Origin of the sequence: Nocardiopsis sp. CNT312, assembly GCF_000515115.1 — a bacterium.
Lineage (GTDB): Bacteria > Actinomycetota > Actinomycetes > Streptosporangiales > Streptosporangiaceae > Nocardiopsis.
Map to the genome: position 1 here is coordinate 1 of NZ_KI911537.1, position 13,257 is coordinate 13,257.

A 13,257-nucleotide genomic window follows, 5' to 3' on the forward strand; every position below is an offset into this window, starting at 1 on the left:
CCGCGCCGCAGGCGTCCGTTGAGGGTGGTGGAGGGCGACGGGCAGGAGGGAACCGCGCCGCAGGCGTCCGTTGAGGGTGGTGGAGGGCGACGGGCGGGCCTGTGAAGCGGCGTGAACGCTAGAACGCCATCCCCTGCGCCCTTCTGCGCACCTCGGTCCCGCGGTTCTCGCGCATGGCCTGGATGGGGGTGCCCGGCAGTGAGTCGTCGGGGGTGAACAGCCAGCGCAGCGCCTCCTCGGTGGAGAAGCCCGCGTCGGTGAGCAGCACCAGGGTGCCCGGCAGCCCCTTGACGAGGTCGGTTCCGTCGATGAACGCCGCGGGGATGGACAGTTCGCCGCCCCGGACCAGCCCCATCATCCGGTTCTCGCGGATCAGTGTCTTGATCCGGTTGGGGCTCACTCCCAGCGGCCCGGCCGCCTCCTTGAGCGTCAGCCACTCGCCGATCAGTGCGTCGATGTCGGGTTCGCTTCGTGTCACCCCTCCAATCTGCCACACGCGCCGCGAAGGCGCGCACCGTCGCGGCGAGGGGCGGGCGTTCGCGGGGGGTGAACCGCCTCGCAGCGCTGTCCCACGGCGTGTCGACTACGATGAGGTGGCAGAACACGAACGTCCCGCGGGAGCCGGGTGGACCCGGCTGAGAGGGAGGCCGGTCCGCCTCCGACCGCACGAACCTGATCCGGGTCATACCGGCGAAGGGAGTGGCACCGAAACCATGCCCACCTCCGATTCCGGCGTGGTCGTGGTCGGCGGCGGCCTCATCGGGCGCGTCACGGCTTGGCGCGCCGCGCGGCGGGGCCTGCCGGTCACCGTCGTCCAGCCCGCGGCCTCCGACGCGGGCGCCGCCTCCACGGTCGCGGCGGGCATGCTCACTCCAGCCACCGAGGCGGCCTTCGGGGAGGAGCCGCTCATGGAGTTCGGCCTCCGTTCGGCGGGTCTGTACGCCGACTTCGTCGCCGAACTGGAGGCCGCCAGTGGTGTGGAGGTGGGCTACCGCACCAGCGGGACCCTGCTGGTCGCCTTCGACCGGGACGACCTGGCCGTCCTGGCCGACCTCCGGGACCTCCAGGAGCGCCTGGGCGCGGCGGGCGAGCGCCTGACCGGCCGCGAGTGCCGCCGGCTGGAGCCGATGCTCGCGCCCTCGGTGCGCGGCGGTCTGCTCTGCCTCGACGACCACTCCGTGGACCCCCGGCGCCTGCTTCGGGCGCTGTCGGTGGCGGGCGGACGCGCCGGTGTGTCCGAGGTCGCCGACCGCGCCGTGGAGGTCCTCTCAGCCGGCCCGGGCGGGGCCCGGCTGGGTGTGCGCCTGGCCGGGGGGCGGACCCTGCCCGCGGACCAGGTGGTCCTGGCCGCCGGGTGCTGGGGCGAACGAATCGCCGTCCCCGAACCGGTGGTGCCGCCGCTGCGCCCGGTCAAGGGCCAGCTGCTGCGCATGCGCGGCCCGGAGGGCGAGCCGCCGATCGTCGGGCGGACCGTGCGGGGGCTGGTGCGGGGGTTCCCCGTCTACTTCGTCCCGCGCGGGGACGGAGAAGTGGTGGTCGGTGCCACCCAGGAGGAGCTGGGGCACGACACCGCGCTCACCGCCGGGGGGCTGTGGCAGGTGCTCAGGGACGCGCGCGAACTCGTGCCCGGGGTGAGCGAGCTGGAGGTCGCCGAGACGTGTGTGGGGCTGCGCCCGGGTTCGCCGGACAACGAACCGCTGCTGGGCCCCACCCGGGTCCCGGGGCTGCACCTGGCCGCCGGGCACTTCCGCCACGGCGTCCTGCTGACGCCGGTGACCGGTGCGGTGATGGCCGAGGTGCTCACCGGCGGGGCGCTGCCCGGCTACGCGCGCCGGTTCGCCGCAGACCGTGCGGACCGGGCTTCGACAGGGGAGGGACAGTGGAACTGATCGTCAACGGGGACCGGAGCGAGGTCCCCGAGGGTACGACCGTCGCGGACGTCGTGCGTGGCCTGACCGCCCCCGGCGGGGGCGAGGTCCCGGGCGGTATCGCCGCGGCCGTCAACGACGAGGTGGTCCGCCGGGCGGCGTGGGGGTCGACCCCGCTGTCCCCCGACGACCGCGTGGACGTGCTGACCGCCGTACAGGGGGGTTGAGGATGACCGACGCGTTCGACGACCCGCTGGTGATCGCGGGCACCGCCTTCGGCTCCAGGCTGATCACCGGCACCGGTGGCGCTCCGTCGCTGGAGGTGCTGGAGGAGGCGCTCACCGTCTCGGGTACGGAGCTGACGACCGTGGCGATGCGCCGGGTCTCTCCCGGCACCCGCGGTTCGGTCTGGGACGTGCTGGAGCGCAACAAGATCCGGCCCCTGCCCAACACCGCGGGCTGTTTCACCGCGGCCGACGCCGTGCGCACGGCCCGGCTGGGCCGGGAGGCGCTGGGCACCGACTGGGTCAAGCTGGAGGTGGTGGCGGACGAGCACACACTGCTGCCGGACCCCGTGGAGCTGCTGGAGGCCGCCGAGCTTCTGGTGGACGAGGGCTTCACCGTGCTGCCCTACACCAACGACGACCCGGTCCTGGCCCGGCGGCTGGAGCAGGCCGGGTGCGCGGCGGTGATGCCGCTGGCGGCACCGATCGGCTCCGGCCTGGGCATCCGCAACCCGCACAACCTGGAGCTGATCGTGGAGGGTGCGGGGGTCCCGGTGATCGTGGACGCCGGGATCGGCACCGCCAGCGATGCCGCGCTGGCGATGGAGCTGGGCTGCGACGCCGTGCTGCTCGCCACCGCCGTGACCCGTGCCCGGGAGCCCGTCCTGATGGCGGCGGCGATGCGCGACGCGGTCCGCGCGGGCCGGGCGGCGCGCCTGGCGGGGCGGATTCCGGTGCGCCGCCACGCGCGGGCCTCCTCGCCGACGGTGGACTGACGCCCGGCGCCTTGCGCCCGTCCTCTACCGTGGGTGGAGCGTGCGGCCGTCTCGGCGGCGCACGCCCGATGACAACCCAGGCGCGAGCGCCTCCCACGAGCGTGGTTCGGGCGACGCGACCGTGATCCGCGGGGCGGACGGGTACGTGCTTTCCGCTATCGTGTCCGTTCGACACCCGGTGTCGTGTACGCGCCTTCGGGCCGCGACCGCCCGTGCTCCCCGCAACAAGGACACTCTACCGCCGTGGACATGACGACTTCCGATCCCCTTGTAGGCGCGACACTGGACCGACGCTACTTCGTCGAGTCCAGGATCGCCGGTGGCGGGATGGCGACCGTCTACGTCGCCCACGATCTGAGGCTCGACCGGCGACTGGCACTGAAGGTCATGCACGCGTCGCTCGCCCAGGACCCGACGTTCGTCCAGCGCTTCATCAATGAGGCGCACTCCGTCGCCAAGCTCTCCCACCCCAACGTCGTCCAGGTCTTCGACCAGGGTGAGGACCGGGGGCACGTCTTCCTGGCCATGGAGTACGTTCCGGGGCTGACCCTGCGCGAGCACCTGAGGTCGCGCGGCCGCCTGCCGACGCGCGAGGCGCTCCAGGTGATGGCCCCGGTGCTGGCGGCCCTGGGCGCCGCCCACCAGGCCGGGATGATCCACCGCGACGTCAAGCCGGAGAACGTCCTCATCACCGAGGACGGCCGGGTGAAGGTGGCCGACTTCGGTCTGGCACGCGCCGTGGAGCAGTCGCAGCAGGGCCTCACCCGCACCGGCACCCTGATGGGCACGGCCGCATATCTGGCGCCCGAGCAGATCGAGCAGGGTGTGGCCGACGCGCGCACCGACGTCTACTCCGCGGGCATCATGCTCTACGAGCTGCTCACTGGCACACAGCCGCACACCGGTGAGACGCCGATCGCCATCGCCTACCAGCACGTGAACGAGGACGTCCCGCGCCCGTCGCAGTACCTGCCTCGGCTGTCCCAAGACGTCGACGATCTGGTGACCAAGGGCACCGAGCGCGATCCGCGGTACCGGCCAAGCAACGCGGGCCAGTACCTGGCCAAGCTCCTGGAGGTACTCGGCCGCATGCCGGAGCGCTCCGAGCCCGCCGCGGGGCCGATGCCGCCGGTGGGCCGACCCGGGGCACCGGGGTCCTCGATCACCGCGCCCGAGCTGATCGCGGGCGGCGCCGGGCCCGGTACGGAGAACGCCACGATGGTGGTGGACATGGGCGCGGCTCCCCCTCCCGGCGACTACGGCGACGGCTACGACGAGGAGGCCGACGACGGCCTGCGGCGGCGGCGCAACCTCCTGCTCGGTATCGGCGGCGCGATCGTGGCGATCGTGGTGTTCGTCGCCGGGTGGTGGCTGTTCTTCGGCCGATTCGAGCAGGTACCGGACGTGACGGGGTCGACGCTCAACTCCGCGCGGGAGCAGGTCCGCACCGAGGGCCTGGTGCTGGTGGAGGCCGAGGAGCGGGTCTACAGCGACGGTATCGAGGCGGGGCGGGTCGCCCGGACCGAGCCTGCGGCCGAGGAGCGGATGCTGCCGGGCGAGGAGGTCACGGCCTACGTCTCCCTGGGTCCGCGGGTCGTGGAGATGCCCGACCTGGAGGGCGAGGACATCGTCGACGCCCTCGCCGAACTGGAGGACCTGGGCTTCGGCGAGGACGCCGTCGAACAGGTGGACCAGGACGCCGAGGGGGTCACCCCCGGTGAGGTGATCTCTACCGAGCCCGCGCCCGGGGAGGAGGCCGACCGCGAGGAGGGCGTCACCGTCACGATCAGCCGCGGCATCGAGGTGCCTCCGCTGGTGGGCCAGGAGCAGGAGGAGGCCGAGCGGACGCTGCGCCAGCTCGACCTGAACATCGAGGTCGTGGAGCAGGACAGCGAGGAGGTTGAGAAGGGCCTGGTGATCAGCCAGAGCCCCGACTCCGGCCGCACGGTGGGGGCCGCGGGCACCATCACCATCACCGTCTCCACCGGCCCGCCCGGGATCGAGGTGCCCGACGTGGTCGGCATGAACGTGAACGAGGCGCGCCGGGCCCTGGAGGAGGCCGGGTTCAAGGTGAAGGTCGAGCGCATCGCGGGCGGCCGGACCGTGGTGCACCAGTCCCACGAGGACCAGGCACCCGAGGACACCGAGATCACGATCACCGCCACGCCGGGCGGTATCGAACTTCCCGGGATCGGTGGCGGCGAGGACGACGACTGACGACCGAGGGGGCCGCCGCGGTGTCGGAGGCGGTGCGGGTACTGGTGGTGGACGACCACCCGATGTGGCGCGACGCGGTCGCCCGCGACCTGGAGGAGGCGGGGCTCGACGTGGTCGCCACGGCGGGGGACGGCGCCAAGGCACTGCGGATCGCCCCGGCGGTGCGGCCCTCCCTTGCGGTGGTAGACCTCAACCTGCCGGACATGAGCGGGGTCGAGCTCACCGCCGGGCTGCTGGCGCTGGACGCGCCGCCCCGGGTCCTGGTGCTGTCCGCGAGCGGGGCCGGTGACGACGTCCTGGCGGCCGTGAAGGCGGGGGCCACCGGATACCTGGTCAAGTCCGCGAGCCGGGACGAGCTGCTGGAGGCGGTGCGCCGCGTGGACGCGGGGGAGGCCGTGTACACGCCCGGGCTGGCCGGTCTGGTCCTGGGCGAGTACCGGCGGCTGTCGGCCGCGGAGGTGCCTGCTGAGCCCGAGCCCGCCGCACCGGAGCTCACACCGCGCGAGACCGAGGTGCTGCGCCTGGTCGCCAAGGGCCTGGCCTACAAGCAGATCGCGCGGCGACTGGAGATCTCCCACCGGACGGTGCAGAACCACGTCCAGAACACGTTCACCAAACTCCAGCTGCACAACCGGGTCGAGCTGGCGCGCTACGCGATGGAGCGGGGCCTCGAAGAGGACCGGTGAATTCACCGGTTCAGGGTGGCCCCGGCCCGCCCCGGCCACTATGGTCTAGACCATATGGCGCTGTGCGCCCCGTCACCCAACACTCAACGTCGAGGAGAGTCGCATGCGAGTCGGTGTGCTGACCGGTGGAGGAGACTGTCCGGGCCTGAACGCGGTCATCCGGGCCGTGGTGCGCAAGGGGATCAAGGACCACGGGTACGAGTTCGTCGGCTTCCGGGACGGCTGGCGCGGCCCTCTGGAGGGCGACACCGTGGCGCTGGACGTGGAGTCCGTCCGCGGCATCCTGCCCCGGGGCGGGACCATCCTGGGCTCCTCCCGCACCAACCTGATGAAGATCGAGGGCGGCGTCGAACGGGTCAAGGACAACATGGCCGGACTGGGTGTGGACGCGCTCGTGGCCATCGGCGGCGAGGACACCCTGGGTGTGGCCCGCCAACTGCACGACCGCGGCGTCAAGGTCGTGGGCGTGCCCAAGACCATCGACAACGACCTCAACGCCACCGACTACACCTTCGGGTTCGACACGGCCGTCAACATCGCCATGGAGGCGATCGACCGCCTGCACACCACCGCCGAGTCGCACCACCGCGCGCTCGTGGTGGAGGTGATGGGCCGCCACGCCGGGTGGATCGCCCTGCACTCGGGCATGGCTGCGGGCGCCAACGTCATCCTCGTCCCCGAGCGCCCCTTCGACATCGAAGAAGTGGTGGGGCACGTCGAGAGCCGGTTCCGCACCCAGTACGCGCCGATCATCGTCGTCGCCGAGGGCGCCCACCCCAAGGAGGGCCAGATGGAGCTGGCCACCGGGGAGACGGACGCCTTCGGGCACGTGCGCCTGGGCGGTATCGGCCAGCGCCTGGCCGACGAGATCGAGCAGCGCACCGGCAAGGAGGCCCGTTCGGTGGTACTCGGCCACGTCCAGCGGGGCGGCACCCCCTCGGCCTTCGACCGCGTCCTGGCGACCCGCCTGGGCCTGCACGCGATCGACGCCGTCGCCGACGGGGACTTCGGACGGATGGTCGGCCTCCAGGGCACCGAGATCGTCCGTGTCGACCTGGCCGAGGCCACGGACACCCTCAAGACCGTCCCCGCCGGGCGGTACCAGGAAGCGGAGACCTTCTTCGGCTGAGCGCGGCCGGAGCGGTGGGCCCGGTGCTCGATACTGGAGGGTGCGGCGCGCGAACGGCGCCGCACCCGCACCAGACCCCCACCACCGGAGGTAGCCGCCATGCCCGCGCCGCTCGAATCCGTGCCGCCGCCCCAGGACCGGGACGGAGCCGGTTCCGGGCTGGGCGAGCTCTGCGTCCTGATGAAGCTCGGGGAGATCGTCCTCAAGGGCTCCAACCGCAAGCTGTTCGAACGGCGCCTGCACAACAACATCCGCAACTCCGTGCGGGACCTGGGGCAGATCCGCCTCTCCCAGCGCGGTTCGGGCGTGATCATCGTGCGCCGGCCCGGCGCCTCCGACGTCGAGGTGGCGCGGATCGCCGAGCGCATGGCCGACGTCATGGGCGTGGTGTGGGTCCACCTCGTGCGCCGGGTGGACAAGGACCTGGACACGATCACCGACGTGGCCGTGCGGTCCATGGCCGACCTGCAGGGCTCGTTCGCGGTCCGGGCCCGCCGCCGCGACAAGCGGTTCGCGATGACCTCCTCGGAGCTGGCCGGGCATCTGGGGTCGAGGATCGTCGAGGCGTACGGGTACCCGGTGCGCCTCAAGCGGCCCGACCACACCCTGTACGTGGAAGTGGACAAGGACGAGGCGTTCGTGTTCACCGACGGCACCCCCGGCCAGGGCGGGCTGCCCGCGGGGATGAGCGGCCGCGGGCTGGTGCTGATGTCGGGCGGGATCGACTCCCCCGTCGCCGCGCACCGGATGATCCGGCGTGGACTCAAGGTGGACTTCCTGCACTTCTCCGGGATGCCCTTCACCGGTCCCGAGTCCATCTACAAGGCCTACAGCCTGGTGCGCCAGCTCGACCGGTTCCAGGTGGGTTCGCGCCTGTTCGTGATCCCCTTCGGCAAGGCGCAGCAGCAGTTGAAGAGCTCGGGGGCCGAGCGCCTGCAGATCGTCGCCCAGCGCCGCCTGATGCTCAGGACCGCCGAGGCCCTCGCCGACGACCTGGGGGCGGAGTGCCTGGTCACCGGAGACGCGCTGGGCCAGGTGTCGAGCCAGACGATGGCCAACATCACCGCCCTGGACGACGCGGTGGACCTACCGATCCTGCGTCCGCTCATCGGCATGGACAAGACCGAGATCATGGACCAGGCGCGCAGGATCGGCACGCTGGCCATCTCGGAGCTGCCCGACGAGGACTGCTGCACCATGCTGACCCCCCGCCAGGTGGAGACCGCGGCCAAGATCGGTGACCTGCGCCAGATCGATCGGCGCCTGGACGCCGACGAGCTGGCCGAACACCTGCTCACCACGGCCCAGGTGCACAAGCCCAGCTTCCTGGGTGAGGCAGCCCCCGCCCGCGTCCGCGCCGCCGGGGCCTGAGTGAGCGGCCCCGCGGCGCGGACGCGCCCTACAGGGCCGCTGGTACGCGTTCGGGCGCGGGGGTGAGTGTGCGGCCGCTCAGTGTGGCCAGGGTGCCTGCCAGGTCCCGCAGCTCGTCCAGGTCTTCCTCGACCAGGGCCTGGGGGCCATCGCACAGGGCGCTTCCGGGGTCGGGGTGCACGTCCACGATCACGCCGTCCGCACCCACCGCGACGGCCGCGCGCGAGAGCGGCAGGACGAGGGAGCGCTTACCGCCCGAGTGGGAGGGGTCCACGATCACGGGCAGGTGCGACAGGTTCTGGGCGATTGGCACCGCGCTGATGTCGAGGGTGTTGCGGGTGGCCTTCTCGAAGGTGCGGATGCCGCGCTCGCACAGGACGATGTCGAGGTTGCCGCGCTGGGCGATGTACTCGGCAGCCATCAGCCACTCCTCGATGGTGGCGCTCATGCCGCGCTTGAGCAGCACCGGTTTGCCCGCGTCGCCCGCCGCCTGCAGCAGGGCGAAGTTCTGCATGTTGCGGGTGCCGATCTGGAGCATGTCCGCGTAGGAGGCGACCAGGTCGACGTCGGCGGCGTCCACGACCTCGGTGACGATCGGCAGGCCGGTCTCCTCGCGCACCTCGGCGAGGATCCTCAGGCCCTGCTCGCCCAGCCCCTGGAAGGCGTAGGGGGAGGTGCGGGGCTTGTAGGCACCGCCCCGCAGCAGCGCGGCGCCTGCCCTGGCCGCCATCCGGGCGGCCTCCAACGTCTGCTCGGGCGTCTCCACGGCGCACGGGCCGGCGATGACCGCCACGTGGTCGCCGCCGATCGGCACGCCGCGCACACTCACCACGGAGCGGCTGTGGTGGTTCTCCCGGCTCACGAGTTTGTAGGGGGCGGAGATGCGCAGGACGTCGGCGACGCCGGGCCTGGCGGCCAGGCCGAGGTCCCCGAAGCGCTCCACGTCCCCGACCAGGCCGATGATGGTGCGGCTCACACCGCGTGTCACGTAGGCCTCCCCGCCCGCGGAGGAGACGAGTTCGACGAGAGCGTCGATGTTGTCGGCGGTGGCGTCCGGCGCCATCACGATGACCATGTGTGCAGTCCCTGTTCGTCGGTGTGCGGCGGAACCACCGGGACGGTCGGGCCGGGGAACGACAGGAGCCCCGGGCCGTCCGGCCCGGGGCTCCTGGGAAGTCGTCCTTGTCAGCGCAGCACTGGCGAGGCGACCGTCCGGGAATCGGGCCGGTAGCCATAGAAAAAGCGCCAGGTGTTCCGCTGCATGGGGCGACTATAGCGCACCCGTGCCGCGCCGTCACGCACCCGGGTCCCGTGATCTGGCTCATGTCGCACCTGACAGGATGTCCCCATGCCGATCTTTCCCAGACGAGCGGGAGGCGCGTTGTCCTACGGAGCGGGGAGCGGTGATGGAAAAGGCGCCGACCGGGCACGGCTGCCTCCGGGGCAGGCCCTGCGCCACGAGCACAAGGCACTGCACTACGGCCCGGTACCGACCTTCCGCCCGCGCCGGTGGGACTTCCGGGTCATGGGGGTCACGGAGAGCCTGGGAACACACCGGTGGACCTGGGAGGAGTTCGAGGAGCTGCCCAGGAGCGACGCGGTGAGCGACTTCCACTGCGTGATGCGCTTCAGCGTGCCCGACGTGCGCTGGCGCGGCGTACGGGCGGTGGACCTGGTGCGCGCCGCGCCGCCCTCACCCGAGGTGACCCACGTGATGGCCTGGGGCGAGTACGGGTACAGCGCCAACCTGCCCCTGGAGACCTTCCTGTCGGAGGACGTCGTCCTGGCCACCCACCGCGGCGGGGAGCCGCTGCCCCCCGAGCACGGCTTCCCACTGCGGCTCGTGGTGCCCCGGCTGTACGGCTGGAAGAGTGTGAAGTGGCTGCGCGCGGTGGAGTACATGACCGCGGACCGGCGGGGCTTCTGGGAGGAGCGCGGCTACCACAACCGCGCCGACCCCTGGAGCGAGCAGCGTTTCTCCCACCAGGAGGAGCCGGGCCACGGCCCGCCCCTGTGACCACCCCTCAGGGGTGCCTCCGGGGCAGTCTCAGCTCCACCTCGGTGCCCTCCCCGGGCAGGCTCGTGACCTCGGCTGTGCCCCCCAGGTCCCTCAACCGCCCCTGAAGTGACTGGGCGACCCCCAGGCGGCCCTCGCGCCGGGCTTCCTCCAGGCGGCCGGGCGGGATGCCGGGCCCCTCGTCGCGGACGGAGACGGTCACCGCGTCGCCCTCGTCCTCCAGCAGAACCCACACGGGGGTGCCCTCGGGGCAGTGCCGGGCGACGTTGTCGAGTGCGGCCGAGGCCGCGGCGGTGAGACCGGCCGCTGCGGGCGCGGGCAGCAGGACGGGGGTTGCGGGGGCGGCCACCGACACGTGCACCGACTCCATGCGCCGGAGCCCCTCGCGCAGGTCGGTCCCCTCCTCCGGCCGGGGCGGTCCGGGACCGTCGGGGAGCCCGCCGCCGATGAGGGTGCGCAGCCGCATCTCCTGCTCCCCCGCCATCCGCCCCAGTTCGGCCGCTTCTCCCCCGGCTTCGGCACCGCGCCTGCTCACCAGGGAGAGCACTTGGAGGACGGAGTCGTGGATGGACCGCGCCAGCCGTTCTCGCTCGCGGATCCGCGCCTCCAGTGCCACGGCCCGCGCGAACCTGTGCTCGGCCCGCTCGGCGACCCCGGCCATGTACCCGACGGCCAGGCCCGCCAGCAGCAGGAGCACCACGCCCCGGGCGGTCGCCGAGGTGACGGGGGCACCCATCGACGAGCGCAGGACGATGTCGGCGCAGCCGTAGAGGAGGGCGACCGTGACCGCGCCGCGGCGCCGCCAGACGATGCCGGCCGACAGCGCCGCCCCGGCGAACCAGTAGCCGCTCAGCGGGGGCGCCTGGGAGAGGTAGAAGGGGGAGACGGCTGCGGCCGTGACGAACAGGCAGGCGAAAGCCGCACCGAGGTCGGCGGCCACGAAGGGGCCGGTGCGCCATCGGGGACGGGCATAGGCGTAGACGGTGAGTGCGGTCCACGCCCCCATGGCCACGAGCACGGTCCAGACCAGCCAGGGCCTGGCCAGGTGCTCTTGGTACTGGGCGGCCAGGACGAGGGAATAGACCAGGGAGGCCGCGCGGAAGACGGCGACGGCACGCCAGAGGGGGACGTCGAAACCCAGGGCTCAGACCACCGCCCCGTCGTCGGGGCCGTCTCCGTCGGAGCCGCCGTCGGCCATCCGCAGGATCAGCACCACGAATCCGGCCAGGAACGCCACGGTCACCAGGAGCATCAGCCAGCCGGGCAGGGGGATACCCGCGAAGAAGGAGCCGAAGATCAGGGCCGGCGCCCCCAGGGTGCCGCACCAGGCGGCGATGCCCACGCGGTCCCCTTGGAGCAGCGGCGGCGGAGGGGGCGGTTCGTAGTGGCCCTCCTGCTCGGCCCCGGACCTGCGGCGCGCCGCCTCGGCCGCGCGGTCGCGGTCGTCGGGCTCGCCGCCGGGCGGTCCGTCGGCGAGCAGGTCGCCGCCGCGGACACCCTCCTCGGACGGGTCGAGGTTCTCCGCGTCGGGCCAGTGGACGCGCCCGCGCTCGGCCGCGGTCTCGCCGTAGAAGCGGGCGACCAGGTCGTTGAAGACCTCGTCCTCGGGGAGGTGGCCGGCGGGGCCCTCCAGCAGGTCCCCGCCGGACGGCGGGCGGGGGGGCCGGGGCACCTCCCCGTCCGGGGCGAGGAGGCCGTCGGGGCCGGGCAGTTCCGTTCCCAGGAGCCGCTCGGCGGCGGCCCTCTCCTCGGCGTCCACGTACAGGTGGTCGGTGGGGGGTTCCCCGGCCCCGCCGGACGGCTCCAGGACGTCCTCCTCCAGAGGGACGGCGTAGGCGGCGATCCCGCTGCGCCGCAGCGCCTCCAGCATCCGGTCTGCCTGCCCGGGCGCGAGCATGGCCAGGGGGACGTAGGCGTCGGCGAGCAGTCCGTTTCCCCGGCGTCGTTTCATCGGATGGCCCCTTCCCCGCTCCTCCTCCACTCTCGTACGAAGGCGAGGCTTCCCTCGAGGATCACGTCCGCGTCGTGGTCGAGGGTGGCCACGTGGTAGCTGCGGTACAGGGGGTGGACCACCACCCGTGTGGCACCGGCCCCGCGGACGAGCAGGCGCAGGCTCCGAGGGCCGACGACGTGGTCCTCCAGGCTCCGGTAGGCCAGCACCGGGGCCCGCAGGTCGGGCAGGCCCGCGCGCACGGCGCGCCACAGCTTCGGGAGCGTGGCCGCGGCAGCGGTGGGCACCCGCGAGTACCCGCCCTCGACCACCCCGGTCTTGGCGACGTCGCTGCTCAGGCCGGGGGTGGAGGGCAGGATCCGCGCGACCAGCTTCCGGACCGGAGCGATGAGGGGGAGCCTGGGGTCCTCCAGTGCCAGCGACGGGTTGACGACCACGACGCCGCACACGAGATCGGGGTACTCCTGGGCCGCGCGGAGCGCGAGGGCGCCCCCCATGGACAGCCCCATGACGAACACCTCGTCGCACCTCGAGGCCAGTTCCATCAGCGCCAGTTCCACCGCCTCGTACCAGTCGTCGCTGGTCGTGAGGTTCATGTCCCGCCAGTGGGTGCCGTGCCCGGGAAGGAGCGGCACCTCCACGCTGTACCCGGCCGCGGCCAGGTGCTCGGCCCAGGGGCGCATGGAGTGCGGGGAACCGGTGAACCCGTGGCAGAGCAGGACACCGACCTCGGAGCCCCGGTGGCTGTAGGGCTCCGCGCCGGGGATCGGGGGAGTGTCGGCGGTCGGTCTCACTGAGCGGCTCCAGGGACTCGGGGCTGTGTGGGCGCGGGTGGCGGCGGTCCCGGCTCCAGGCGTGAGGTTAGCCGTTCGAAGGGGCCGTTGGCCATCACGCCCCCCGGAGGGCGGGCGGGTGCCGTGCGCCCGGCTCCGCCGACCGAACGGTATCCTCTACACGTGCCGGGCGCAGCCGTCCGCGGGGGGCGCTTCGGTGGCCGCCCTCGTACGATGCGAGGATG

At 72.9% G+C, this 13,257-nt stretch carries 13 protein-coding genes and 1 riboswitch; of the genes, 8 read left to right on the forward strand and 5 right to left on the reverse strand.

Annotated features, from left to right (window positions below):
* Positions 1-118 precede the first annotated feature (118 nt).
* Positions 119-478 (reverse strand): Rv2175c family DNA-binding protein, encoded by a 360-nt coding sequence (locus B042_RS0118820; RefSeq protein ID WP_028649635.1) that lies wholly within the window; start codon positions 476-478, stop codon positions 119-121.
* Between the two features lie 126 nt (positions 479-604).
* Positions 605-716, forward strand: a riboswitch (TPP riboswitch).
* On the opposite strand from B042_RS0118820, the gene thiO reads away from it, so the two are divergent.
* The 7 genes from thiO (at position 714) to thiI (ending at position 8,271) form a co-directional block, all read left to right on the forward strand.
* A complete protein-coding gene (gene thiO / locus B042_RS0118825) occupies positions 714-1,889 on the forward strand; it encodes a glycine oxidase ThiO (protein ID WP_028649636.1) in 1,176 nt (391 codons plus the stop codon). It overlaps the preceding riboswitch by 3 nt.
* Positions 1,880-2,095 carry a sulfur carrier protein ThiS gene (thiS, locus tag B042_RS0118830; RefSeq protein ID WP_028649637.1) on the forward strand — a complete coding sequence of 72 codons (216 nt, stop codon included), beginning with the start codon at positions 1,880-1,882 and terminating at the stop codon, positions 2,093-2,095. Before thiO ends, thiS begins: the two co-directional genes overlap by 10 nt.
* A gap of 2 nt (positions 2,096-2,097) precedes the next feature.
* A complete protein-coding gene (locus B042_RS0118835) occupies positions 2,098-2,868 on the forward strand; it encodes a thiazole synthase (RefSeq protein ID WP_028649638.1) in 771 nt (256 codons plus the stop codon).
* 243 nt (positions 2,869-3,111) lie between these two features.
* On the forward strand, positions 3,112-5,085 hold the full coding sequence (pknB, locus tag B042_RS0118840; RefSeq protein WP_028649639.1) for a Stk1 family PASTA domain-containing Ser/Thr kinase: 1,974 nt from the start codon (positions 3,112-3,114) through the stop codon (positions 5,083-5,085).
* Between the two features lie 62 nt (positions 5,086-5,147).
* The gene (locus B042_RS0118845; RefSeq protein ID WP_051415827.1) at positions 5,148-5,771 is read left to right on the forward strand and encodes a response regulator transcription factor; all 624 of its coding nucleotides are present in this window, start codon (positions 5,148-5,150) and stop codon (positions 5,769-5,771) included.
* A gap of 103 nt (positions 5,772-5,874) precedes the next feature.
* Positions 5,875-6,900 carry a 6-phosphofructokinase gene (locus B042_RS0118850; RefSeq protein WP_028649641.1) on the forward strand — a complete coding sequence of 342 codons (1,026 nt, stop codon included), beginning with the start codon at positions 5,875-5,877 and terminating at the stop codon, positions 6,898-6,900.
* A 99-nt stretch (positions 6,901-6,999) separates the two neighbouring features.
* Positions 7,000-8,271, forward strand: coding sequence for a tRNA uracil 4-sulfurtransferase ThiI (gene thiI / locus B042_RS0118855; protein ID WP_028649642.1), 1,272 nt, complete (start codon positions 7,000-7,002; stop codon positions 8,269-8,271).
* Between the two features lie 28 nt (positions 8,272-8,299).
* Here the strand turns inward: thiI and aroF are convergent, their stop codons facing one another.
* The gene (aroF, locus tag B042_RS0118860; RefSeq protein ID WP_028649643.1) at positions 8,300-9,346 is read right to left on the reverse strand and encodes a 3-deoxy-7-phosphoheptulonate synthase; all 1,047 of its coding nucleotides are present in this window, start codon (positions 9,344-9,346) and stop codon (positions 8,300-8,302) included.
* Positions 9,347-9,619: 273 nt separating this feature from the next.
* Here aroF and B042_RS0118865 point away from each other — a divergent pair, with 273 nt between their 5' ends.
* On the forward strand, positions 9,620-10,288 hold the full coding sequence (locus B042_RS0118865; protein WP_081748881.1) for a molybdopterin-dependent oxidoreductase: 669 nt from the start codon (positions 9,620-9,622) through the stop codon (positions 10,286-10,288).
* Positions 10,289-10,295: 7 nt separating this feature from the next.
* On the opposite strand, the gene macS is transcribed toward B042_RS0118865, so the two are convergent.
* Genes macS through B042_RS0118880 form a run of 3 tightly spaced genes read right to left on the reverse strand, consistent with a single transcriptional unit; the run spans position 10,296 to position 13,033 of the window.
* Complete coding sequence (gene macS / locus B042_RS0118870) at positions 10,296-11,429, reverse strand: MacS family sensor histidine kinase (protein WP_369797735.1); 1,134 nt, start codon at positions 11,427-11,429, stop codon at positions 10,296-10,298.
* Positions 11,430-11,432: 3 nt separating this feature from the next.
* Positions 11,433-12,239, reverse strand: coding sequence for a hypothetical protein (locus tag B042_RS0118875; protein WP_028649646.1), 807 nt, complete (start codon positions 12,237-12,239; stop codon positions 11,433-11,435).
* Positions 12,236-13,033: a carboxylesterase gene (locus B042_RS0118880; protein WP_028649647.1), complete on the reverse strand. Its 798-nt coding sequence runs from the start codon at positions 13,031-13,033 to the stop codon at positions 12,236-12,238. The genes B042_RS0118875 and B042_RS0118880 overlap by 4 nt, the downstream gene beginning before the upstream one ends.
* Positions 13,034-13,257: the final 224 nt, after the last annotated feature.

Coding starts and splice junctions, on each gene's coding strand:
- thiO (WP_028649636.1), top strand. CDS start 714: ATGCCCACCTCCGATTCCGGCGTGGTCGTGGTCGGCGGCGGCCTCATC.
- B042_RS0118835 (WP_028649638.1), top strand. CDS start 2,098: ATGACCGACGCGTTCGACGACCCGCTGGTGATCGCGGGCACCGCCTTC.
- B042_RS0118845 (WP_051415827.1), top strand. CDS start 5,148: ATGTGGCGCGACGCGGTCGCCCGCGACCTGGAGGAGGCGGGGCTCGAC.
- B042_RS0118850 (WP_028649641.1), top strand. CDS start 5,875: ATGCGAGTCGGTGTGCTGACCGGTGGAGGAGACTGTCCGGGCCTGAAC.
- thiI (WP_028649642.1), top strand. CDS start 7,000: ATGCCCGCGCCGCTCGAATCCGTGCCGCCGCCCCAGGACCGGGACGGA.
- aroF (WP_028649643.1), bottom strand. CDS start 9,346: ATGGTCATCGTGATGGCGCCGGACGCCACCGCCGACAACATCGACGCT.
- B042_RS0118865 (WP_081748881.1), top strand. CDS start 9,620: ATGCCGATCTTTCCCAGACGAGCGGGAGGCGCGTTGTCCTACGGAGCG.
- B042_RS0118875 (WP_028649646.1), bottom strand. CDS start 12,239: ATGAAACGACGCCGGGGAAACGGACTGCTCGCCGACGCCTACGTCCCC.